This is a genomic window from Microbacterium terregens (assembly GCF_039534975.1).
Classification (GTDB): Bacteria; Actinomycetota; Actinomycetes; order Actinomycetales; family Microbacteriaceae; genus Microbacterium; species Microbacterium terregens.
Map to the genome: position 1 here is coordinate 1,404,167 of NZ_BAAAWH010000001.1, position 21,785 is coordinate 1,425,951.

At 69.6% G+C, this 21,785-nt stretch carries 20 protein-coding genes and 1 tRNA gene; 16 read left to right on the top strand and 5 right to left on the bottom strand.

From position 1 onward, the window contains the following. Window positions 1-11: 11 nt before the first annotated feature. Window positions 12-332: a DMT family transporter gene (locus tag ABD655_RS06280; protein WP_344715715.1), complete on the top strand. Its 321-nt coding sequence runs from the start codon at window positions 12-14 to the stop codon at window positions 330-332. 302 nt (window positions 333-634) lie between these two features. Here the strand turns inward: ABD655_RS06280 and ABD655_RS06285 are convergent. Then, window positions 635-707 (bottom strand) — tRNA-Arg (locus ABD655_RS06285). A 43-nt stretch (window positions 708-750) separates the two neighbouring features. Continuing rightward, entirely contained in the window at window positions 751-1,563 is an 813-nt protein-coding gene (locus ABD655_RS06290) for an SGNH/GDSL hydrolase family protein (RefSeq protein ID WP_344712489.1), read from the bottom strand. A 172-nt stretch (window positions 1,564-1,735) separates the two neighbouring features. Between ABD655_RS06290 and ABD655_RS06295 the strand changes: the two genes are divergently transcribed. The 11 genes from ABD655_RS06295 to ABD655_RS06345 all read left to right on the top strand — a co-directional run bounded on the left by ABD655_RS06295 (window position 1,736) and on the right by ABD655_RS06345 (window position 15,617). Then, on the top strand, window positions 1,736-2,617 hold the full coding sequence (locus tag ABD655_RS06295) for a transglutaminase-like domain-containing protein (RefSeq protein ID WP_344712491.1): 882 nt from the start codon (window positions 1,736-1,738) through the stop codon (window positions 2,615-2,617). 346 nt (window positions 2,618-2,963) lie between these two features. Beyond that, on the top strand, window positions 2,964-4,631 hold the full coding sequence (argS, locus tag ABD655_RS06300) for an arginine--tRNA ligase (RefSeq protein WP_344712492.1): 1,668 nt from the start codon (window positions 2,964-2,966) through the stop codon (window positions 4,629-4,631). Between the two features lie 8 nt (window positions 4,632-4,639). Then, a complete protein-coding gene (locus ABD655_RS06305; protein WP_344712494.1) occupies window positions 4,640-5,461 on the top strand; it encodes an LmeA family phospholipid-binding protein in 822 nt (273 codons plus the stop codon). 153 nt (window positions 5,462-5,614) lie between these two features. Beyond that, window positions 5,615-7,063, top strand: coding sequence for a diaminopimelate decarboxylase (gene lysA, locus ABD655_RS06310; protein ID WP_344712496.1), 1,449 nt, complete (start codon window positions 5,615-5,617; stop codon window positions 7,061-7,063). Further along, window positions 7,060-8,385, top strand: coding sequence for a homoserine dehydrogenase (locus ABD655_RS06315; RefSeq protein WP_344712498.1), 1,326 nt, complete (start codon window positions 7,060-7,062; stop codon window positions 8,383-8,385). Before lysA ends, ABD655_RS06315 begins: the two co-directional genes overlap by 4 nt. Before the next feature lies 1 nt (window position 8,386). Beyond that, complete coding sequence (gene thrC, locus ABD655_RS06320; protein ID WP_344712500.1) at window positions 8,387-9,475, top strand: threonine synthase; 1,089 nt, start codon at window positions 8,387-8,389, stop codon at window positions 9,473-9,475. A gap of 98 nt (window positions 9,476-9,573) precedes the next feature. After that, window positions 9,574-10,473 (top strand): homoserine kinase, encoded by a 900-nt coding sequence (thrB, locus tag ABD655_RS06325; RefSeq protein ID WP_344712501.1) that lies wholly within the window; start codon window positions 9,574-9,576, stop codon window positions 10,471-10,473. A gap of 122 nt (window positions 10,474-10,595) precedes the next feature. Further along, window positions 10,596-12,785, top strand: coding sequence for a transcription termination factor Rho (gene rho, locus ABD655_RS06330; RefSeq protein ID WP_344712502.1), 2,190 nt, complete (start codon window positions 10,596-10,598; stop codon window positions 12,783-12,785). 20 nt (window positions 12,786-12,805) lie between these two features. After that, complete coding sequence (gene prfA, locus ABD655_RS06335) at window positions 12,806-13,885, top strand: peptide chain release factor 1 (protein WP_344712503.1); 1,080 nt, start codon at window positions 12,806-12,808, stop codon at window positions 13,883-13,885. A gap of 233 nt (window positions 13,886-14,118) precedes the next feature. Beyond that, window positions 14,119-15,075: an endonuclease domain-containing protein gene (locus ABD655_RS06340; protein ID WP_344712504.1), complete on the top strand. Its 957-nt coding sequence runs from the start codon at window positions 14,119-14,121 to the stop codon at window positions 15,073-15,075. Between the two features lie 140 nt (window positions 15,076-15,215). After that, the gene (locus tag ABD655_RS06345; RefSeq protein WP_344712505.1) at window positions 15,216-15,617 is read left to right on the top strand and encodes a hypothetical protein; all 402 of its coding nucleotides are present in this window, start codon (window positions 15,216-15,218) and stop codon (window positions 15,615-15,617) included. A gap of 6 nt (window positions 15,618-15,623) precedes the next feature. Here ABD655_RS06345 and epsC read toward each other — a convergent pair whose 3' ends face one another. Genes epsC through cysK (ABD655_RS06360) form a run of 3 tightly spaced genes read right to left on the bottom strand, consistent with a single transcriptional unit; the run spans window position 15,624 to window position 18,118 of the window. Continuing rightward, window positions 15,624-16,205, bottom strand: a complete 582-nt coding sequence (gene epsC / locus ABD655_RS06350) for a serine O-acetyltransferase EpsC (protein ID WP_344712506.1) — start codon at window positions 16,203-16,205, stop codon at window positions 15,624-15,626. Further along, window positions 16,202-17,152 carry a cysteine synthase A gene (cysK, locus tag ABD655_RS06355; RefSeq protein ID WP_344712508.1) on the bottom strand — a complete coding sequence of 317 codons (951 nt, stop codon included), beginning with the start codon at window positions 17,150-17,152 and terminating at the stop codon, window positions 16,202-16,204. The genes epsC and cysK (ABD655_RS06355) overlap by 4 nt, the downstream gene beginning before the upstream one ends. Window positions 17,153-17,179: 27 nt before the next feature. Beyond that, window positions 17,180-18,118 carry a cysteine synthase A gene (cysK, locus tag ABD655_RS06360; RefSeq protein ID WP_344712510.1) on the bottom strand — a complete coding sequence of 313 codons (939 nt, stop codon included), beginning with the start codon at window positions 18,116-18,118 and terminating at the stop codon, window positions 17,180-17,182. A 124-nt stretch (window positions 18,119-18,242) separates the two neighbouring features. Here cysK (ABD655_RS06360) and prmC point away from each other — a divergent pair, with 124 nt between their 5' ends. From prmC to ABD655_RS06380, 4 genes are read left to right on the top strand one after another with little or no spacing between them, the layout of a single operon-like run. After that, complete coding sequence (prmC, locus tag ABD655_RS06365; RefSeq protein WP_344712512.1) at window positions 18,243-19,124, top strand: peptide chain release factor N(5)-glutamine methyltransferase; 882 nt, start codon at window positions 18,243-18,245, stop codon at window positions 19,122-19,124. A gap of 45 nt (window positions 19,125-19,169) precedes the next feature. Beyond that, complete coding sequence (locus ABD655_RS06370; protein ID WP_344712514.1) at window positions 19,170-19,976, top strand: L-threonylcarbamoyladenylate synthase; 807 nt, start codon at window positions 19,170-19,172, stop codon at window positions 19,974-19,976. Continuing rightward, a complete protein-coding gene (locus tag ABD655_RS06375) occupies window positions 19,973-21,151 on the top strand; it encodes an MraY family glycosyltransferase (RefSeq protein ID WP_344712516.1) in 1,179 nt (392 codons plus the stop codon). The genes ABD655_RS06370 and ABD655_RS06375 overlap by 4 nt, the downstream gene beginning before the upstream one ends. Continuing rightward, window positions 21,148-21,657, top strand: coding sequence for a Cg1360 family ATP-synthase-associated protein (locus ABD655_RS06380; RefSeq protein ID WP_344712518.1), 510 nt, complete (start codon window positions 21,148-21,150; stop codon window positions 21,655-21,657). The genes ABD655_RS06375 and ABD655_RS06380 overlap by 4 nt, the downstream gene beginning before the upstream one ends. Window positions 21,658-21,785: the final 128 nt, after the last annotated feature.

The following is a 21,785-nucleotide window of genomic DNA, read 5'->3' on the forward strand; positions in this document are numbered from 1 at the left end:
AGGCGAGTCCTGTGTCGTGGGTCATCCTGGTCGTATCCGGCATCCTCGAGGCCGTCTGGGCCACCGCGCTCGGCAAATCCGAGGGCTTCACCAAGCTCTGGCCGAGCGTGATCTTCGCCGTCACGCTGATCGCGAGCATGGCGGGCCTGGCCTGGGCGATGCGTGACATCTCGACGGGCACGGCCTACGCCGTGTGGGTCGGCATCGGCGCCGCGCTGACCGTCGGCTACGCGATGATCACCGGTGCGGAGCCGTTCTCGATCGTGCGCCTGCTGCTGATCCTCGGACTCGTCGGCTGCATCGTCGGGCTCAAGCTCGTCGGTCCCGAATAGGCCACCCGGACGCCGCCCCGAAGCATCCGAATGACCGCGGATCCTTCACGTTCAACATCACGTCGAGGTGACTTCGAGATGAACTCTTGACGCGCATGCGGGGATGAGTATCTTTACTTCTGCGGAGAGAAAACGGAGACGAAAGGGACCCGCAAGGGAACTCGAAACGGAAACCACAGATCGCAGACGATCGGCCCGGGGCTTCGGCTCCGGGCCGATCTTCATTGCCGTCCGGCGCGGTCGTCTGCCGCACCGACCGACGCGAAAGGCCGCCCCGAAGGACGGCCTTTCGCGTCAGTCAGTGCCCCCGACAGGAATCGAACCTGCGACCTTTGGTACCGGAAACCAACGCTCTATCCCCTGAGCTACGGAGGCGTACCGATCGAGGTTATCACCGAGCCGCGCCGCTCCGTTCGCGTCAGGGTCCGTTCGGCTCCACCTCACGCGGAGCGTCGGCCGCGGCATCCGTCCCCCCGGACCGTTCCCGCAGCGCCTCGGCGAGCCGAGTCGCCAGGTAGGCATGTCCATTCGTCGAGGGGTGATCGCGACCGATGCCGGCGTCGATGACCCCGGCGTAGTTGTCGGTCGTGATCCAGCCTTCCGCGAGCGGGGAGATGTACCACCAGCTGCGTGCCGCGGCGAGTTCGGCCAGGTCGGCATCGATGCGGGCGGTCGACGCCTCCACCGGCAGGATCTGGGGGGCCGGCCCCAGGATGACGACGGATGCCGCGGGGTAGAGCGCCGCGAGCGCGTCCCACGCCGCGGTCACGGCCTCCCGGTACCCGGTCTCGGCGAGCCGTCGGTCGTTGATCGAGCCCTCGATGATGACGAGGTCGGGATCCAGCGTGGGGTCCAGCGCGGCGATGCGCTCGCCGTACGAACCCCCGTCCAGCCCCGGTTTGAGGTAACCGCTGCCGCGGACCCCGTCGACGGTCGTGTCCCAGCCCAGGCGCTGACCGATCACGTACGCGTACCCGAGCGTCGGGAGAGCAGCGGCGGATCCGTAGGTCCAGGAGTCTCCGAAGACGAGCACCCGCGGCTGCTCCGGGAGCATGAGCGGCGCGGGCCCGGCGACGGAGATCGCGGCATCCTGGCCGGTCGCCACGATCGCGCCCGGGTCCGCCGCCCACGGGCGAAGAGCACCCACCGCGCACACCGCGGCGATCGCGATCGCGACGACGGCCAAAGGCCAGAACCGGCGCGCGCGGCGGGCGGTCGCGGGCGGGTTCACGTCAGAAGAGTAAGCGATGATCCGCGACGCGACGAACACGCGGCTTCGCGTGCCGGGGAGAGGCCGGCCGGCGGGGGCGACTTCCGTCGCGGACGGCTCCGCGCCGCTGACCTGGCGGGCCCGCTTTCGCAGTGCGTACGAAGCCGTCGATTCGGCGTGCGAGGATACTCCGGTGCAACGCCTCGTGACCGCTGAACTGGACCTCGAACTGGGGTCCTCCGTCGACCTCATCTTCCAAGTCGCAGCGGCCCAGCATGTGCCGCTGGTCACCGAGGAACTGACCTTCACCCAGGGCGAACGCGTGTACACGCCGACCGAGATCGTCGACCAGTCCGGAAGCCGCCTGCATCGTCTGACCGGCGAGCCCGGGCGGCTCGAGGTGCGGTACCAGGCCACCGTCGAAGGCCAGGCCACCAGCGGTCGCACCAGCGACCTCGAGGCGATCACGTATCTGCGGCCGAGCCGGTACTGCCAGTCCGACGAAGTCTTCAGCCAGGCGCGTCGCCAGTTCCGCGGTCTGCAGGGCTATGACCTCATCGCAGCCGTCTCCGACTTCGTCGCGACGAGCACGACGTACACCCCGGGGCTCAGCCAGGGGACGGACAGCGCCGTGACCACCCTCATGACCGGCCAGGGCGTCTGCCGGGACTACGCGCACGTCGTGATCTCGCTGCTGCGGGCGATGGACATGCCGGCGCGGTACACCGCCTGCTACGCGCCGGGTCTGCAGCCGATGGACTTCCACGCGGTCGCCGAGGCCTTCCACGACGGGGCCTGGTACGTCATCGACGCCACGCGGCTGGCGAACCGGCGTTCGCTGGTGCGCATCGCCACCGGGCGCGATGCCGCGGACTGCGCGTTCCTCAGCTACCACGGCGGGCACGTCGGGCTGGTGCACATGCGCGTGGACGCGTGGGTCATGCCCGAAGCGGCGTCGGTCGAGGGGCTGGAGGGCGAGGGCAGGCCCGACCAGCTCGAGCCTGCTCTCGCGACGGGAGCCGCGGCATCCGACCCCGCCCCGGACGACTTCACCACGCTGGTCCAGCTCGCCTGACCCTGCCTCTTCGCCTGTTCCGCTGTCGCAACCTGCCGGGGTGCGCAGCAGTTTGCGACAGGGGAGCCGAGAGAGGGCGCGACCTGGGGCTGTTCCGCTGTCGCAACCTGCCGGGGTGCGCAGCAGTTTGCGACAGGGGAGCCGAGAGAGGGCCGCGACCTGGGGCTGTTCCGCTGTCGCAACGTGCCGGGGTGCGCGGCAGTTTGCGACAGGGGAGCGGAGGGGGGCGCGGCGCGGGGCTGTTCCGCTGTCGCAACGTGCCGGGGTGCGCGGCAGTTTGCGACAGGGGAGCGGAGAGGGGAGCGCGCCCGGACCTCCCGGCGCGGAAACGTAGACTGGTGCGGCCATGAACCCCGCCGAACTCTCCACCGCCCTGCTCGCCATCGTGACCCCGCTCGCCGAGGCGCGCCGAGAGGGCTCGGCGGCCGGTCTGACGGCCGCTGACCTGCCGCTGGAGCGCCCGAAGAACCGCGACCACGGCGACTGGTCCTCCAACGCCGCGCTCAAGCTCGCGAAAGCGGTCGGAGCCAACCCGCGCGAGCTGGCCGCCGAGATCGCCTCCGGCCTCGCGCAGACGCCCGGGGTCGCCAGCGTCGAGGTCGCCGGTCCCGGTTTCATCAACATCCGGCTGGATGCCGCGGCCGCCGGCGCGCTCGCCCGCACGATCGTCGAGGCCGGAGCGGCCTTCGGCACCAACGAGTCCCAGCGCGGCAACGCGATCAACGTCGAATTCGTCAGCGCGAACCCCACCGGACCCCTGCACATCGGCCACACCCGGTGGGCCGCGCTCGGCGACTCCATCGCCCGACTGCTGCTCGCCAGCGGCGCGACCGTGGCGCGCGAGTTCTACATCAACGACGCCGGCGTGCAGATGGAGCGGTTCGGACACTCGGTGCTCGCCTCGGTCAAGGGCGAACCGACCCCCGAGGGCGGCTATGCCGGTGTCTACATCGACGACCTCGCCCGTCGCGTTCTGGAGTCCCGGCCCGACCTGCTCGACCTCGATCCCGATGAGCAGGTCGCCGTCGCTCGTGACCTCGCGTACGGGTTCCAACTCGGGGAGCTGCAGGCATCGCTGGCCAAGTTCCACGTCGCCTTCGATGTGTGGTTCTCGGAGCGCACCCTGCACGCTCCGGGCAGCGACGGGGAGCCCAGCCTCGTCGACGAGGCCGTCGATCGACTCCGCGCGCAGGGCCACGTGTTCGACGACGAGGGGGCGGTCTGGGTGCGCACCACCGACTTCGGCGACGACAAGGACCGCGTCATCCGCCGCTCCAACGGCGAGTACACGTACTTCGCTGCGGATGCCGCGTACTACCTGAACAAGGGCGACCGGGGCTTCGCGCACAAGATCTATCTGCTCGGCGCCGATCACCACGGCTACGTGCACCGGCTGAAGGCGCTCGCGGGCGCCGCCGGCGACGACCCGGAGAAGGACATCGAGGTGCTGATCGGTCAGCTGGTCTCGATCAACGGGGCGCGCCTGTCCAAGCGCGCCGGCAACATCATCGAGATGGACGACCTGCGCGAGTGGCTCGGCACCGATGCGCTGCGCTACTCGCTCGCCCGGTATCCCGCCGACTCGCCGCTCACGCTGGACCCGGAGTTGCTGCGCAAGCGGACGAACGACAATCCGGTCTTCTACGTGCAGTACGCGCACGCCCGCACGCACAACGTGGCGCGCAACGCCGTCGCGGCCGGCGTCGATCGCAGCGAGTTCGCCCCCGAGCTGCTCGACCACGAGACCGAGTCGGCGCTGCTGGGCGCGTTGCAGGAATTCCCGCGCATCGTCGCGTTCGCCGCCGAGGTGCGCGAACCGCACCGCGTGGCTCGCTACCTCGAGGAGCTCGCCGGGCTGTACCACCGCTGGTATGACAACTGCCGGGTGATCCCGCTCGGCGACGAGCCCGTCGGCAGCGTGCACCGCACGCGGCTCTGGCTGAACGACGCGACCGGCCAGGTGCTGCGCAACGGGCTCGACCTGCTCGGCGTCGATGCGCCGGAACGGATGTAGGCGAGGGCATGACGACAGCCCAGACCCAGCCGACCGAACCACTCCCGGAGTGGGCGCACACCGAGCAGCCGCCCGCACGGCGCCGCCGGGTGTGGCCCTGGATCGTCGCGGTGCTCGTGGTTGCCGGGCTCGCCGTCGCGGCGTGGTTCGCCGGGGAGTGGATCGCGCGCGACATCGTCACCTCCACCATCCGTGAGCAGGTCATCACACAGCTCGCGCTGCCGGCCGACCAGGAGGTCGACGTCTCCGTCGCGGGAGCGGTCCTGCCGCAGCTGATCGCCGGCACTCTGGACGATGTCACCGTCGCCTCCGACGACGTGAAGCTCGGCGCGCTGGTGGGCGACGTGACCGTCCACGCGCAGGACATCGCCATTCGGGGGGATGCCGCGGCCGGAGCAGCATCGGCGACCGTCGTGCTCGACGCCGACCAGGTGCGCACGCTGCTTTCGACGGTCGAGAACTTCCCGGCCGATTCCGTGGGTCTGGCCGAGCCGAACGTCACCATGGCGACCGACCTGCGCTTCTTCGGCCTGGAGGTGCCGGTCGGGGTGGCGCTGACGCCGAGCGCCGTGGACGGCGACATCGTGCTCACCCCGGCATCCCTCCAGCTCGCTGGTAACGAGGTGTCCGCCGACGCGCTTCGTGACCAGTTCGGCGCGGTGACCGACACCGTCCTGCGCGACTGGACCATCTGCATCGCCTCGTACATCCCGGCCGGAGTGCGGCTCGCGGACATCTCGGTGACCGGCGAGCACGTGGTCGCCGAGCTGGACATCGACGGGGCGATCGTTGGCGACCCGGCACTGCAGCAGCCTGGCGCCTGCGCGTGAGGACCGTCACCAACGCGTGATGGGCAGATGCCGTGCCATAGACTTCTGAGGACCGCCCGGCGCGTGAGTCCGCCGCTGCCGCGGCACACCCGCTGAGCCCGGGCTCACCCCCGCAGCAGTCGCGCCGAAGCACCCTTCCACGATTGGTTCGAGTTGTCCGTCTCTCCTTCGCTCGCCCCGGACTGGCTCCTGCCCCCGGACGACGCGAACGCGCTCGCACCCGGCGTCTGGCCGACATCCGCGACGCGGGACGACGAGGGCGTGCTGCAGATCGCCGGCGTGCCGGCCACCGACCTGCGCGACCGATTCGGCACGCCACTGTACGTGGTGGACGAGGATGAGGTCCGCGGGCACGCGCGTCGAACGCTGGCGGCCTTCCGGTCGGCGACCGCGCGCCACGGCGTGCAGGCCCGTGTCTACTACGCCGGCAAGGCCTTCCTGTGCGCCGAGGTCGTCCGGTGGGTGACCGACGAGGGCCTGGCCGTGGACGTGTGCACCGGAGGTGAGCTCGCGGTCGCACTCGCCGCCGGAGCCGACCCCGCTCGCCTCGGATTCCACGGCAACAACAAGAGCGTCGCGGAGCTCGAGAACGCGGTCGACGTCGGCATCGGCTCGATCGTGCTGGACAGCTGGATCGAGCTCGAGCGGCTCGCCGCCATCCTCGAGCGCCGATCCGTGGACGATGTCCGCACGCAGACCGTGCTCGTTCGCGTCAACAGCGGCATCCACGCCGAGACCCACGAGTTCCTTGCCACCGCCCATGAAGACCAGAAATTCGGCTTCACGCTCGAGGATGCCCCGGCTGTCGTGGCACGCATCCGCGAGTTGCCTGCGCTCGTCTTCGCGGGACTGCACTGCCACATCGGATCCCAGATCTTCGGGACGGCCGGCTTCCTGGAATCCGCCGCACGGATCGTGGAGCTGCACGCCACGCTGCTGGACGGTGGCGACATCCCGGTCCTGAACCTCGGCGGTGGATTCGGGATCGCCTACACCTCGGCCGACGATCCCACACCGATCGAGGAGCTCGCATCGGGCATCGTCGACGCCGTCGCCCGCGAGTGCGAGGTGCGCGGCATCCCGATGCCCAACCTCGCCTTCGAACCCGGTCGGGCGATCGTGGGTCAGGCGGGGGTGACGCTGTACGAGATCGGCACGACCAAGCCGGTGGAGATCGGCGCCGGCGCGCAGCGCCTGTACGTCAGCGTGGACGGGGGCATGAGCGACAACGCCCGGCCCGCGCTGTACGGGGCCGACTTCAGTGCACGGATCGCCTCCCGCGTGAGTGAGGCGGCACCTGCCTTGGTGCGCGTGGTCGGCAAGCACTGCGAGTCCGGCGACATCGTCGTGGACGCCGAATACCTGCCGGATGACGTCGTCCCGGGCGACCTGCTTGCGGTGCCCGCGACCGGGGCGTACTGCTTCTCGCTCGCGAGCAACTACAACTACGTGCCGCGTCCTCCCGTCGTCGCGGTGCGCGCCGGCTCCGCCCGGATCATCGTGCGCGGCGTGAGCCTGGACGATCTCCTGGCGCATGACGCCGGATTGGACAAGACACCCGCGTTCCGCGGGGACGACGAAAGAACAGAGGGAGCCGGATGACCGACCACCGCCGACTGAGAGTTGCGCTGCTGGGGGCCGGGGCCGTGGGGTCACAGGTTGCCGCGCTGCTGCTCAAGCACGCCGACGAACTCGCCGACCGCGCCGGAGCGTCGCTGGAACTGGTGGGTATCGCCGTGCGCGACCTCGACGCGCCCCGCGAGACGGACCTGCCGCGCGAGCTGTTCACGACCGACGCGGAGTCCCTCATCGTCGGTGCGGACATCGTGATCGAGCTCATGGGCGGGATCGAGCCGGCCAAGACGTACCTCTTGCAGGCGATCAACTCGGGCGCGGACGCTGTCACCGCCAACAAGGCGCTGCTGGCCACCCACGGGCCCGAGATCTTCGACGCGGCAGACCAGGTCGGCGCGCAGGTGTACTACGAGGCCGCCGCGGCCGGTGCCATCCCGATCATCCGCCCGCTCCGCGACTCGCTGGCCGGCGACCGCGTCCGGCGCATCATGGGCATCGTCAACGGGACCACGAACTACATCCTCGACCGCATGGACACCGAGGGCGCCGACTTCGCGGACGTGCTCGCGCAGGCGCAGGCGCTCGGCTATGCCGAGTCCGACCCCACCGCCGACGTCGAAGGCTACGACGCCGCGCAGAAGGCGGCGATCCTGGCGAGCCTCGCGTTCCACACGACCGTCCCGCTGGATGCCGTGCACCGCGAGGGGATCACCTCGATCGACAAGGCCACCATCGACTCCGCACGCCACGCGGGATATGTCATCAAGCTGCTGGCGGTGTGCGAGCGACTCGACGCGGAGCCGGGCGTGGACGGGCAGGAGTCGATCTCGGTGCGCGTCTATCCGGCGCTGATTCACCGGAACCACCCGCTGGCCAGTGTCCACGGCGCGAACAACGCCGTCTTCGTCGAAGCCGAGGCCGCCGGAAACCTCATGTTCTACGGCGCCGGCGCCGGCGGCGTGCAGACCGCGTCGGCGGTGCTGGGCGATGTGGTCTCCGCGGCCCGACGCCACATCGCGGGCGGCGTCGGCGTGGCCGAGTCCACCCGCGCGAACCTGCCGATCGTTCCGATCGGTCACGTCACCACGCGGTACCAGATCACGCTCGAAGTCGACGACCAGCCGGGCGTCCTGGCCACGGTGGCCGGCATCCTCAGCGAAGGCCGCGTCTCGATCGCCACGGTCGAGCAGACCGTCATCGATGACGCCGCGCTCGGCGTTCCCGTCGCGCGGTTGGTCATCGGAACTCACAAAGCACGAGAGCAGGACCTCAGCGACACCGTCGATCGACTCGCCGCCAGCGGCGTGGTCGAGCGGGTCGTCTCGGTGCTGCGCGTAGAAGGGGATTGACATGGCACACGTCTGGCGCGGAGTCCTCCGCGAATATGCCGATCGTCTGGGAGTGACGGATGCTTCGACCGTCGTCACGCTCGGCGAGGGCGGCACGCCGCTGCTGCCCGCGCCCGCGCTGTCGCGCCGCACCGGCGCCGACGTCTGGGTGAAGTTCGAAGGCATGAACCCGACCGGCTCGTTCAAGGACCGCGGCATGACCGTCGCCGTCTCGCGTGCGATCGAGCACGGCGCGAAGGCGATCATCTGCGCGTCCACCGGCAACACGTCGGCGTCGGCTGCGGCCTACGCTGCCCACGCCGGCATCACGGCTGCCGTGCTGGTCCCCGAGGGCAAGATCGCGATGGGCAAGCTGAGCCAGGCGGTCGCCCACAACGGCCAGTTGATCCAGATCCGCGGCAACTTCGACGACTGCCTCGAGATCGCCCGGGAGCTGGCCGATCACTACCCGGTCCACCTCGTGAACTCGGTCAATCCCGACCGGATCGAAGGCCAGAAGACCGCGGCGTACGAGGTCGTCGAGACGCTCGGCGACGCGCCGGACTTCCACTTCATCCCGGTGGGCAACGCGGGCAACTACACCGCGTACTCCCGCGGATACCGCGAGGAGGCCGACCGCGGCATCTCCACGCGCGTCCCCCGCATGTTCGGCTTCCAGGCCGAGGGGAGCGCCCCGCTGGTGCGCGGTGAGATCGTCAAGAACCCCGAGACGATCGCCAGCGCGATCCGCATCGGAAACCCCGCGTCGTGGGAGCTCGCGCTCGAAGCGCGCGACGCGACGGACGGGTACTTCGGCGCGATCGACGACGACCGTATCCTGGCGGCGCAGAAGCTGCTCGCCGGCGAGGTGGGGATCTTCGTCGAGCCCGCCTCAGCGATCAGCGTCGCGGGTCTGCTGGACCGCGCCGAAGCCGGGGTCATCCCGCAGGGCGCGCGCGTCGTGCTGACCGTCACCGGCCACGGGCTGAAAGACCCCCAGTGGGCGCTGCGCAACGCGGACGGCACGCAGGTGGAACCCACTGTCGTGGATGCGACCACGTCGGACGTGGCATCCGTTCTCGGCCTGGTCTCCTCCGGAGTCACCGCGTGAGCCGACCCGTCCGGAGACAGGTTTCCGAGCCGTTCGACACGGTCGCTTCGCGACCTGCTCGGGAACCCGCTGTCGAAGGGCGGTCCGTCGCGGTACGCGTGCCGGCGACCAGCGCCAACCTCGGGCCGGGGTTCGATACCCTCGGCCTGGCCTTGAGCCTGTACGACGAGCTCGTCGTGACCCGGATGCCCGGAGACGGGGTCGAGGTGACCGTCCACGGCGAAGGTGCGCAGGAGGTTCCGCGCGACGCGTCGAACCTCGTCGTCCGCGCGATGGCCTATGCATTCGAGTCGGTCGGGCGGCGGATGCCGGGAGTGCGACTGGACGCGCGCAACGTCATCCCGCACGGCCGAGGCCTCGGGTCGTCGGGCGCCGCGGTGGTATCCGGGCTGCTCGCGGCGAAGGGCCTGCTGGCGGGAGACGTCGAGTTCGGCGCCGAGACGCTGCTGCGCCTCGCCACGGAACTCGAGGGGCACCCCGACAACGTGGCCCCCGCCCTGTTCGGCGGTCTCACCATCGCGTGGGTCGACGAGTCCGGGCCGCAGCACAAGAAGCTGCTCGTGCACCGGGGAGTGTCGCCGCTGATCTTCGTGCCGGAGTCCACGATGTCCACGAGCGTCGCGCGCAGCCTGCAGCCTCTGCAAGTGCCGCGCGAGGATGCCGTCTTCAACGTCTCGCGATCCGCGCTGCTGATCGCAGCGCTCATGCAGAGCCCCGAGCTGCTCCTGGCGGCGACCGAGGACAAGCTGCACCAGAGCTATCGCGCGCAGGCGATGCCGGAGACGGATCGCCTGGTGCGGAGCCTGCGCAATGCCGGCTTCGCAGCAGTCGTCTCCGGAGCCGGACCGAGCGTGCTGGTGCTCGCCGATGGCCCTGGTCGGCGCCTCGCGGCGGCCGATCTGGCGGCGCGATCCACGGACACTCCGTGGGAGGCGCTGATGCTCGCCGTGGACTTCAAGGGTGGTACAGTGAGGGACATAACGGAGGGTTCCACGTGACTACGTGAATCTGGCCTCCGCTCGCAATCTGCGAAACTCTGCACGACCCCCCGCCTTCCCAAGTTCGAAGCCTGTGAAGCGGCGCGGGCTGACGTCCGTTGTGGCGTGCGTCTCGTGCAGACATGATCATCCACACGTTTCATGAGGGAGAACTCGTGGAGTCCATCTCCGAGATCCATACCGCCGACGCCAACGGGGAAGAGCGCACGGAAGCGCCCGACGCCACCGAGAACGTCGACGCCACCACGGCCGAGAACAGCACCGAGACCACCGAAGACCGCGCTGAGGCGCCGGCCGACGTGGTAGCTCCGGCCGACGAGCCCGCGGCCGAGACCGAAGCGGCACAGGCCGAAGAGCCTGCCGCGGCAGCAGCGCCGTCCGCTGCCGCCGAGGTCGCCGCCGACGCTCCCGCCGACTCTCCGGTGGATGCCGCTCCGGCAGCCACCGAAGCTCCCGTCGAGCCCGCCCCCGTCAAGGCGCCGCGCAAGCGCGCACCCCGTCGGGCGAAGAGCACCGGGGTCGCCGCTGAGGCGCCGGCATCCGTCGATGCACCCGCCGCCGATGCACCCGCCGCCGATGCACCCGCCGCCGATGAGGCGCCGGCAGCCGCTGTCGAGGCGCCCGCTGCTGAGCCCGCCGCTGTCGAGGCGCCCGCCGCTGTCGAGGCGCCCGCCGCTGAGATTCCCGCCGTCGAGTCTGCTGCCGAGATCGAGACCGAACCGGCCGCCGTCGCAGCGCCCGAGACGACCGATTCTGCCCAGGGCGACGCCGCACCGCAGGCCCCCGCAGCCGAGAAGTCCACCGACGGTGAGGGTGGCGAGTCCGCTGACACGGCCGAAGCCGGCGAGTCCGGCGAGGACCACGGCGATGGGACCCCCAGCCGTAGCCGCAGCCGGAGCCGCAACCGCAACCGCAACCGCAACGCCCAGGGCGGCCAGACCGGTCAGGCAACGCAGGCTGCCCCGGCCAAGGGCGACCAGGACGCGCCGAGCGCTCCCACTGCCAAGCCGCAGACGCAGTCTCCGGCATCCGACGCAGACGACGATGGCGGACCGGCGGGCAACCGCAACCGCCAGCGCAACAAGCGTCGCGGCCAGGGCGTCGCCGACGAGTTCGACACCGAGATCGGCGAGGACGACGTCCTCGTGCCGATCGCCGGAATCCTCGACGTGCTCGACAACTACGCCTTCGTCCGCACCACCGGCTACCTGCCCGGCACCAGTGACGTCTACGTCTCGCTCGGCCAGGTGAAGAAGTACAACCTCCGCAAGGGCGACGCCGTCGTCGGCGCGATCAAGCAGCCCCGCGAGGGCGAGCAGCCGGGACGCCAGAAGTACAACGCCCTGGTGAAGGTCGACTCCGTCAACGGATTGTCCGTCGAGGACGCCGCCGATCGCGTCGAGTTCGGCAAGCTGACGCCGCTGTACCCGCAGGAGCGCCTGCGCCTCGAGACCGTGCCCGAGAAGCTGACCCAGCGGATCATCGACCTGGTGGCACCGATCGGCAAGGGCCAGCGCGGCCTCATCGTCGCGCCGCCCAAGGCCGGCAAGACGATCGTGCTGCAGCAGATCGCCAACGCGATCGCGACGAACAACCCCGAGGTCCACCTCATGGTCGTCCTCGTCGACGAGCGTCCCGAAGAGGTCACCGACATGCAGCGGACGGTTCGCGGCGAGGTCATCGCCTCGACGTTCGATCGTCCCGCCGAGGACCACACCACGGTCGCCGAGCTGGCCATCGAGCGTGCCAAGCGTCTCGTCGAGCTGGGCCGCGACGTCGTGGTGCTGCTGGACTCGATCACCCGTCTCGGTCGCGCGTACAACATCTCTGCCCCGGCATCCGGCCGCGTGCTCACCGGTGGGGTCGACGCCTCGGCGCTGTACCCGCCCAAGCGCTTCTTCGGCGCTGCGCGCAACATCGAGAACGGCGGCTCGCTGACGATCCTGGCCACGGCGCTCGTGGAGACCGGCTCCAAGATGGACGAAGTCATCTTCGAGGAGTTCAAGGGCACCGGCAACAGCGAGCTGCGCCTGTCGCGTCAGCTCGCCGACAAGCGCATCTTCCCCGCGGTCGACGTGAACGCGTCGAGCACGCGTCGTGAAGAGATGCTGCTCTCGGCCGATGAGGTCAAGATCACCTGGAAGCTCCGTCGCGCGCTTGCGGGTCTGGACACGCAGCAGGCCCTCGAGGTCGTGCTGGGCAAGCTGAAGGAGACGCAGTCCAACGTCGAGTTCCTGGTCCAGATGCAGAAGTCGATCCCCGCGCCGACCGGCGGTGGCAGCAGCCACGGGCACGAGAACAGCATTCGCTGACGTAGTCGTTCGGAGCATTCATGTTCGAATCGGTGAAGACCCTCATCGACGAGCACAAGGCCGTCCAGGAGGAACTCTCCGACCCGGCTGTGCACGCCGATGCGGGGCGCGCGAAGCGCGTCAACCGGCGCTATGCCGAGCTGTCGCGCATCGTGGGTGCCTACGACGCGTGGGTGCTCGCGACCGGCGACCTTGAGGCCGCGCAGGAATTCGCCAACGAGGACGAGGCGTTCGCCGCCGAGGTGCCCGCGCTCGAGGAGCGCGTCGAGGAGACGCAGGAGAAGCTGCGGCGCCTCCTCATCCCGCGCGATCCCGACGACGGCCGCGACGTCATCATGGAGATCAAGGGCGGCGAGGGCGGTGCCGAGAGCGCCTTGTTCGCGGCCGACCTGCTGCGCATGTACCTGCAGTACGCGGCATCCCGTGGGTGGAAGACCGAACTGCTGGAACGCACCGAATCGGACCTCGGCGGCTACAAGGACGTCCAGGTCGCCATCAAGGGCTCCTCGAGCGACCCCGCGCAGGGCGTATGGGCCTCGTTGAAGTACGAGGGCGGTGTGCACCGCGTGCAGCGCGTGCCGGCAACGGAGTCGCAGGGACGCATCCACACCTCGACCACGGGTGTGTTGGTCTTCCCCGAGGTCGACGCGCCCGACGAGGTCGAGATCAGCCCGAACGACCTCAAGATCGACGTCTTCCGCTCCTCCGGACCCGGGGGACAGTCCGTGAACACGACCGACTCCGCGGTGCGCATCACCCACCTGCCGACCGGCATCGTGGTGTCGATGCAGAACGAGAAGTCGCAGCTGCAGAACCGCGAGGCGGGCATGCGCGTGCTGCGGGCCCGCATCCTCGCGAAGCAGCAGGAGGAGCTGGATGCCGCGTCCTCCGCAGCCCGCAAGTCGCAGATCCGCGGCATGGACCGTTCCGAGCGCATCCGCACCTACAACTTTCCGGAGAACCGCATCGCGGACCACCGCACCGGGTACAAGGCGTACAACCTCGACCAGGTGATGGACGGTGCGCTCGACCCGATCATCCAGTCCTGCATCGCGGCCGACGAGGAAGAGCGCCTCGCGGCGCTGGGTTCCGAGGACTGATCTCCGCTGCGGCGTCGCTTCGCCGCGGGTCTTCTCACTTCTCCCGTGTGCGTGCGTGTGGGCGTGAGTGGCGTGAGTGCGTGTGCGTAAGTGCCCGCGCCTCACCTGTTCACTTGCCCTGTTTGTACGCGCGCGCCCGCGTTTCGTGTACATACAGGACAAGTGAACCGCGGGGCGCGCGGGCCTGTGGACAGCGCGCCCGCGCCCCGCGGCGGTTGTGCGAGGGTGCCGGGATGACGGCAGAACCACTCCCCGCATTCCGTGTCGCCGACGCCCATCGCGCCGGAATGTCCCGCCGCGAAATCGACTCCCCGCACCTCGACCGGCCCTTCGCCGGGTTGCGGGCCGAACCGCTCGAGCTGGGCTCAGCTGAGCCCGATGAGGCCCTCTCAGACCCGAGAAGAGACGCGACGATCCTCGCCGCGCGGCAGTTCGCCGCTCACATGCACGCGGGGGAGTTCTTCTCGCACGTCACAGCTGCCGTTCTGTGGGACCTCCCGCTGCCTCCGCTCGACCTCGACCGCATCGACGTTTCGGTATGCGCCCCGACTCGCGCCCCGCGCGGTCGCGGCGTTCGTGGCCACCAGCTCGCCGGCGCGCAGGTCACCGTTGTGACGGGTCCCTTCGGCTTGCGCACGACCAGCCCCGCGTCGACGTGGGCCCAGCTGGGGCGTGCGGTGCGGCATCCATATGATCTGACGGCGATCGCGGATGCCGTCATCCTCGCGCCGCGCATCGCCGGCCCCTTCGGCCGGGTGCTGCGGGCGCCGCTGGCTGATGTCTCCGACCTCGACGTGGAGCTGCGCCGCGGCCGTCGCATCGGAATCGCCGCCCTCGACGAGGCGCTGCTGCGCGCGCGCCACGGCTCGGTGTCCCGCCCCGAGACGTGGTGCCGGCTCACGATCGTCGATGCGGGCCTGCCCGAACCCCTCCTCGATCACGATGTGTACGACGAGGCAGGGGAGTTCGTCGGCTGCGTCGACCTCGCGTATCCCGAGCTGCGGATCGCCATCGAGTACGAAGGCGATCACCATCGGCTCGATCCGCGCCAGTGGTATCGCGACATCGCGAAGCACGACCGCCTGGCCGAACTCGGCTGGCGGGTGATCCGCGTCACGAAGTCGATGGTGTTCGCCGACCCCGGTGTTCTCATCCAACGGGTGCACGCCGCGCTCCGCGCCCGCGGTTAGCCTCGCCCCGCGCGTTGTTCACTTGCCCTGTTTGCACGGTGTTCGGCCGCCTCGGCGTGCATTCAGGGCAAGTGAACCGGGGCGGCGGACCCGCCGCGAGCCGGAGGGAGGCGCGAGGACTGCCGCGCTACGCTCGGCGCATGATCACGTTCCTCATCCGCGCAGCGATCTTCGTGGTCTCGGCGGCGGTCGGCCTGATCGTGGCCGACCTGATCCTGCCGGGCTTCCACATCGACTGGAGCGACTGGTGGGGCTTCGCCCTGGCGGTGCTGATCTTCGCGGTGATCCAGAGCGTCCTGGCGCCGTGGGTCTTCAAGATCACCCGCCGTCACGCAGCGCCCCTGCTCGGCGGCATCGGGATCATCTCGACGTTCATCGCGATCGTCATCGTGGTGCTCATCCCGAACGCGGGCATCGGCATCTCGCAGCCCCTCGCGTGGGTGCTCGCTCCGGTGATCGTGTGGGTCATCACGGCCCTGGCCACATGGCTGTTGCCGATGGTCTTCCTCAAACGCCAGGTGGCCCAACGCCGCGCCGACTGACCGCGGTCAGATGCTGTACTCGGGCACCGTGAGCAGCGCCCGGGTGTCCTCGCCGACGGCACGCGCGCGAGGCTTCGCAGGCACACCGACCAGGATGCTGTCGGGCGGGGCGTCCTTGGTCACCACTGCGTTCGCTCCGATGACCGAACCGGCCCCGATCGTGATGGGCCCGAGGACCTTCGCGCCCGCCCCGACCGCCACCCCGTCGCCGATGGTGGGATGCCGTTTGCCGCCCTCGCGCTGTCGTCCGCCGAGCGTGACGCCGTGGTAGAGCATCACGTCGTCGCCGATCTCGGCGGTCTCGCCGATGACGACGCCCATTCCGTGATCGATGAAGAAGCGGCGGCCGATCGTGGCACCGGGGTGGATCTCGACGCCGGTGAGCCAGCGGGTGATCTGCGCGCCCATCCGCGCGAGGAAGCGCGCGCGCCGCACCCACAGCGCGTGCCACAGACGGTATCCCCACACCGCGTGCAGCCCCGGGTAGAGCAGGGCGAGCTCGACGCCGTTGCGCGCCGCGGGGTCCCGCAGCTTGGCCGCCGCCACGTCTTCGCGCAGGCGCGCGATGGGTCCGATGCGCTCGCTCATGATGCCGGTTCCGGGTCGCGAAGGTGCTCGTACAGGGCCGTGGAGAGGTATCGCTCACCGGCGTCGGGGACGATCACGACGATGCGCTTGCCGTCGGCCTCGGGGCGTGCGGCGATCTGGAGAGCAGCCCACACCGCGGCACCCGCCGACATGCCGGCCAGGATGCCCTCGCGGGTGGCCAGTTCGCGGGCGACGCGCAGGGCGTCGTCGAATTCGACGTCGAAGATCTCGTCGATGACCGAGCGGTCCAGCACGGCCGGGACGAAGTTCGGGCCGATGCCCTGGATGCGGTGCCCACCGGCGCGACCCTCGGTCAGAACGGGGGAGTCCTTCGGCTCGACGACCACGATCTTCACGTCCGGATTGCGCTGCTTGAGCACCTGGCCGACACCCGTGATCGTGCCGCCCGTGCCCGATCCGGCGACGAAGTAGTCCACGACGCCGTCGGTGTCGCGCCAGATCTCCTCCGCCGTCGTGCGACGGTGGATCTCGGCGTTGGCGGGGCTCTCGAACTGGCGGGCCAGGACCGCACCCGGGGTCTCCGCCGCGATCCGCTCGGCGGTCGCGACGGCCTCGGTCATGCCCTTGTGCGGATCGGTCAGCACCAGCTCGGCGCCGTAGGCCTTCAGCAGGGTGCGGCGCTCCTTGGACATCGAGGCCGGCATCGTGAGGATCACCTTGTAGCCCCGCGCGGCGCCGATCAGCGCCAGCGAGATACCGGTGTTGCCGCTCGTGGACTCGACGATCGTGCCGCCGGGCAGCAGTTCGCCGGAGGCCTCGAGGGCTTCGACGAGCGCGAAACCGAGGCGGTCCTTGACGCTCGAGCCGGGATTGTAGAACTCGAGCTTGGCCAGCACCTCTCCGCCCAGGCCGTCGGTGAGCGCATTCAGGCGCACCAGCGGTGTGTCGCCGAATGCAGAGGTGATGTCGGAGTGGATGCCGGGCACAGAACGCCCTTTCTCAGTGGAGGCGGCTCAGTCTTCGCGAAGGTGCTCGTACAGAGCGGTCGACAGGTAGCGCTCTCCGTACGAGGGGACGATCACCACGATGTTCTTGCCGGCAGCCTCGGGGCGGGCCGCGATCTGCAGTGCGGCCCAGATCGCGGCACCGGAGGAGATGCCGACCAGGATGCCGTCCTTGACGCCGACGGCACGGGCCGTCTCGATGGCGTCGGGGAATTCGACGTCGATGACTTCGTCGATGACGCTCCGGTCCAGGATCGGGGGGATGAAGTTCGCCCCGATCCCCTGGATCTTGTGCGGTCCGGCCGTGCCCTTGGTGAGGAGCGGGGAGTCCGCCGGTTCGACGGCGATGACCTTCGCGGAGGGCACGCGCTCCTTGAGCACCTGCCCGACGCCGGTGATCGTCCCGCCCGTACCGATGCCGGCGACGAAGTAGTCGACCTGCCCATCGGTGTCGCGGATGATCTCCTCGGCGGTGGTCCGGCGGTGGATGGCGACGTTCGCTTCGTTCTCGAACTGGCGGGCCAGGAACGCGCCGGGCGTCTCGGCGACGATCTCCTCGGCCTTGGCGAGTGCGCCCTTCATGCCACCTGCCGGGTCGGTCAGGACGAGCTCGGCACCGTATGCCTTGAGCAGCAGGCGGCGCTCCATCGACATGGACGAGGGCATGGCCAGGATGACGCGGTAGCCGCGCGCGGCGCCGACCATCGCCAGGGCGATGCCGGTGTTGCCGCTGGTCGCCTCGACGATGGTGCCGCCCGGCGGAAGGGCGCCGGATGCCTCGGCGGCATCGACGATCGCGATGCCGATGCGGTCCTTGACGCTGGCAGCCGGGCTGTAGAACTCGAGCTTCGCCAGCACGATGCCGTCCACACCCTCGGCCACGCGGTTGAGGCGAACGAGCGGGGTGTCGCCGAAGGCGGAGGTGATATCGGGGTGGATGCCGGACATGTCGGACCTTTCACAGTGTCGTCGTGTGCGCACAAGCCTAGGGGAGCGGCCGCGTCCGAGGCGCTCGGAGACGTCGGCGACGGAGCGGGGGGCCGGCACGCACGGCATATGCTGTATGCCGCTCATGTCGTCACCTTCCCCCTCCTCCGCCTCGCTCGCCGACGCGCTCCGCAGCGCTGCCGACCGACTCACCGGCGTCGGCATCCCGGACGCGTCGGTGGATGCCGAACTGCTCGCGGCGCACATTCTCGGCACCGGCCGCGGAGCCGTTCAGGCGGCCGCGATCCGCGGCGACGCGATCGATGCGCAGGACGCCCGGCGTCTGGATGAGCTGGTCTCGCGACGCGCGACGCGCGAACCGCTCCAACACCTGACCGGCACCGCACCCTTCCGGCACCTCGAGCTGCGCGTCGGCCCCGGCGTCTTCGTCCCCCGGCCCGAGACCGAGATCGTGGCGCAGCTGGCGATCGACGCGCTGTCGGCCGCGGCATCCCCGGCCCCCATCGCGGTGGATCTCGGGACCGGCAGTGGTGCGATCGCCCTCGCGCTGGCCACCGAGGTCCCGCACTCCCGCGTCTTCGCCGCGGAGAACTCGGTGGAGGCGTTCGTGTGGGCCAAAGAGAACTTCGCGCTCGTCGGCGCAGACAACGCACGCGTCGCGTTCGTCGACCTGGAGCACGCGTTCCCCGAGCTGAACGGTCAGGTCTCGGTGGTGGCGTCCAACCCCCCATACGTTCCGGATGCCGCGATCCCTCGTGATCCCGAGGTGCGGTTCTTCGACCCTGCCGCCGCGCTGTACGGGGGAGAGGACGGACTGGACGTGGTTCGCGTGGTCAGCCGCGTCGGACTGCGGCTCGCGCACCCCGGCGGCAGCCTCGTGATCGAGCACGGGGAATGGCAGGGCGCAGCGATCCGCGAACTGCTCACGGCCGACGGCTGGCGTGCCGCGTCGACTCACCCCGACCTCACCTCGCGCGACCGCGCGACCACGGCGATCGCACCCTGACGACGGGCGGGTCCGCGACACCCCGCCGGTTAGACTGGGCGCGACATGTCCCCTGTATTCGACTGCCGTGACGAGGCGCAGCTGCTGGCCGGGATGCGCCAAGCACGCCAGGCCATCGGCAGGGGCGAACTCGTGGTGCTTCCGACCGACACGGTGTACGGCATCGCTGCCGATGCCTTCAGCGCTCGCGCCGTTCAGAGACTGCTCGAAGCGAAAGGCCGTGGGCGTTCCTCGCCTCCGCCCGTGCTGGTGGCCGGCATCGCGACGCTGCGCGCGCTGGTGGCCGAGGTTCCGGAGCCGGTCGAACGACTCGTCGAGGCGTTCTGGCCCGGGGGATTGACGATCGTCCTGCCTGCGCAGCCCTCGTTGTCCTGGGACCTGGGCGACACGCACGGCACCGTCGCGGTGCGGATGCCGGCCAACAACCTGGCCCTCGAACTGCTGGAGGAGACCGGTCCGCTCGCCGTCTCCAGCGCCAACCTGACCGGAATGCCCGCCGCGATCCTGGCCTGGGATGCCCGGAGCATGCTCGGCGACAGCGTCGCGGTGTATCTCGACGGCGGCCCCTCCGCCACAGGCGTCTCCTCGACGATCATCGATGCGACGAGCCTGGTCGGGCTCAGCCCCGACGTGGAACCGGTCATCCGTGTTCTGCGCGAGGGGGCGATAGACCGGGCCGCCTTGCGCGAGGTCGTCGGCGATCTGCTGGAACCCGACCCGGTCCGCGAACCCGACGACACGTTCATCGCCGAGCTGCCGAGCGACGCCGGGGGTCCGACGCGGAGCCCCATTGAGGGCGCGCGTCAGCAAGCCGGGGGTGTGGGGCGGAGCCCCATTGAGGACACCCCGTGAAGCAGTACATCTTCACGATCCTGTTCACGGCCGCCGTGACCCTGTCGCTGTCCTGGGCGGTCTGGCGACTGAGCCTGAAGTACAAGCTGTATCCCGGCATCCGCGAGCGTGACGTCCACAAGACCCCGACGCCCCGACTGGGCGGGGTCGCGATGTTCCTGGGCGTCGTCGCGGCGTTCGCGGTGTCCTCGCAGCATCCCTACTTCGCGATCTTCTGGGTCGATCCGGCCCCGGTGTACGCGATCCTCGCCGCGACGCTTCTGATCGTGCTCGTCGGCGTCGCCGACGACCTGTGGGATCTGGATTGGATGATCAAGCTGGGCGCCCAGTTCCTCGCGGCCGGCATCATCGCGTGGTTCGGGCAGCTGCAGATCTTCTCGCTGCCGATCGGCGGGCTGATCATCGGGTCCAGCTGGGTGAGCTTCACGCTCACTGTCTTCTCGATCGTGGTCGTCATGAACGCCGTCAACTTCATCGACGGTCTCGACGGCCTGGTGGCGGGCGTCTGCCTCATCGCGAACGTCGTCTTCTTCGCGTACTCGTACATCCTGGTCCGCGACACCGGGTCCAGCACCTACTTCAACCTCGCATCCTTCATCGCGGCCGTGCTGATCGGGGCATGCATCGGCTTCCTGCCGCTGAACTGGAGTCCGGCGAAGCTCTTCATGGGCGACTCCGGTGCCCTCATGCTCGGCCTCCTCATGGCGTGCTCGGCGATCGCGATCACGGGCCAGCTCGAACCGGCGGTCCTGGACCCCGAAGGGTTCGGCCGTTCGCAGCTGCTCGGTGCCTTCATCCCGATCCTGCTGCCCGTGGTGGTGGTCCTGCTTCCGCTCCTGGACTTCGGTCTGGCGGTCGTGCGCCGCATGGCTGCCGGAAAGTCCCCCTTCTCGCCCGATCGCAAGCACCTCCATCACCGGATGCTGGATATGGGCCACACGGACCGCGACGCGGTCCTGATCTTCTACGCCTGGACGGCGGTGTTCAGTCTCGCCGTGCTTCTGATGTACATCGGGACGCGGGAGAACTGGATCGGTCAGTACTGGATCGGCGTCGCCTTCGCGTTCGTCGGTGCCGCCGCCTGCCTCGTCGTCACACTGCTGCCCACGTGGCGGCGCAAGCCCGCCGTCCTCGCTCCGAGCGATGACACACCGACCCTGGAGGCCGCTCGATGAGTGCCCAAACCGTCTCAAGCACGCCGATCCTGCGCGCAACGCTCCTCTGGTCCGGTGTGGTGACCGCGGTCCTCGCGGTCATCGGCGCGGTCGCCGGCTACCTGATCGACGGGGCGACGGGCATGTGGAGTGCCCTGATCGGCGTCCTGGTCGCCGCTGTCTTCCTCGCCATCACCGCCGCCAGCATCCTGATCGCCAATCGCTGGTACGGCGATGCGCTCTACGTGCCGGTGTTCTTCGGGATCGTGCTGGGCGGCTGGATCCTCAAGCTCATCGTGTTCATCGTCGCCCTTCTCCTGCTGCGTGGGCAGCCCTGGATCAGCCCGGTCATCTTCTTCGTCGCCGTCGTCGTCAGCGTTCTGGCTTCCCTCGTGGTCGACGTCATCGTGCTGACCAGAATGCGCGTCCCGACGGTCAGCGACGCCTCACTGCCCACCGAAGTGATCGACGAAACCGCCCCTCCGACGCGGTCGGGAACCGCCCAAGGTCCGCGTGCGGATTCTTGAGCCCCGTTCGTTTGCTAGGGTTGGAATGCGCCCGCCCACTCGTACCTGAGTGCTTGCGGAGTGACTCTCACCGACCATCGTCACAACGATTAATCTCGTTGCCCCGAAGCTGGAGCCAGCGCTGTTAA

Coding starts and splice junctions, on each gene's coding strand:
- ABD655_RS06370 (WP_344712514.1), top strand. CDS start 19,170: ATGTCCCCTGTATTCGACTGCCGTGACGAGGCGCAGCTGCTGGCCGGG.
- rho (WP_344712502.1), top strand. CDS start 10,596: ATGATCATCCACACGTTTCATGAGGGAGAACTCGTGGAGTCCATCTCC.
- ABD655_RS06305 (WP_344712494.1), top strand. CDS start 4,640: ATGACGACAGCCCAGACCCAGCCGACCGAACCACTCCCGGAGTGGGCG.
- cysK (WP_344712510.1), bottom strand. CDS start 18,118: ATGTCCGGCATCCACCCCGATATCACCTCCGCCTTCGGCGACACCCCG.
- thrC (WP_344712500.1), top strand. CDS start 8,387: ATGGCACACGTCTGGCGCGGAGTCCTCCGCGAATATGCCGATCGTCTG.
- ABD655_RS06315 (WP_344712498.1), top strand. CDS start 7,060: ATGACCGACCACCGCCGACTGAGAGTTGCGCTGCTGGGGGCCGGGGCC.
- epsC (WP_344712506.1), bottom strand. CDS start 16,205: ATGAGCGAGCGCATCGGACCCATCGCGCGCCTGCGCGAAGACGTGGCG.
- prmC (WP_344712512.1), top strand. CDS start 18,243: ATGTCGTCACCTTCCCCCTCCTCCGCCTCGCTCGCCGACGCGCTCCGC.
- ABD655_RS06345 (WP_344712505.1), top strand. CDS start 15,216: ATGATCACGTTCCTCATCCGCGCAGCGATCTTCGTGGTCTCGGCGGCG.
- ABD655_RS06380 (WP_344712518.1), top strand. CDS start 21,148: ATGAGTGCCCAAACCGTCTCAAGCACGCCGATCCTGCGCGCAACGCTC.
- argS (WP_344712492.1), top strand. CDS start 2,964: ATGAACCCCGCCGAACTCTCCACCGCCCTGCTCGCCATCGTGACCCCG.
- prfA (WP_344712503.1), top strand. CDS start 12,806: ATGTTCGAATCGGTGAAGACCCTCATCGACGAGCACAAGGCCGTCCAG.
- ABD655_RS06340 (WP_344712504.1), top strand. CDS start 14,119: ATGACGGCAGAACCACTCCCCGCATTCCGTGTCGCCGACGCCCATCGC.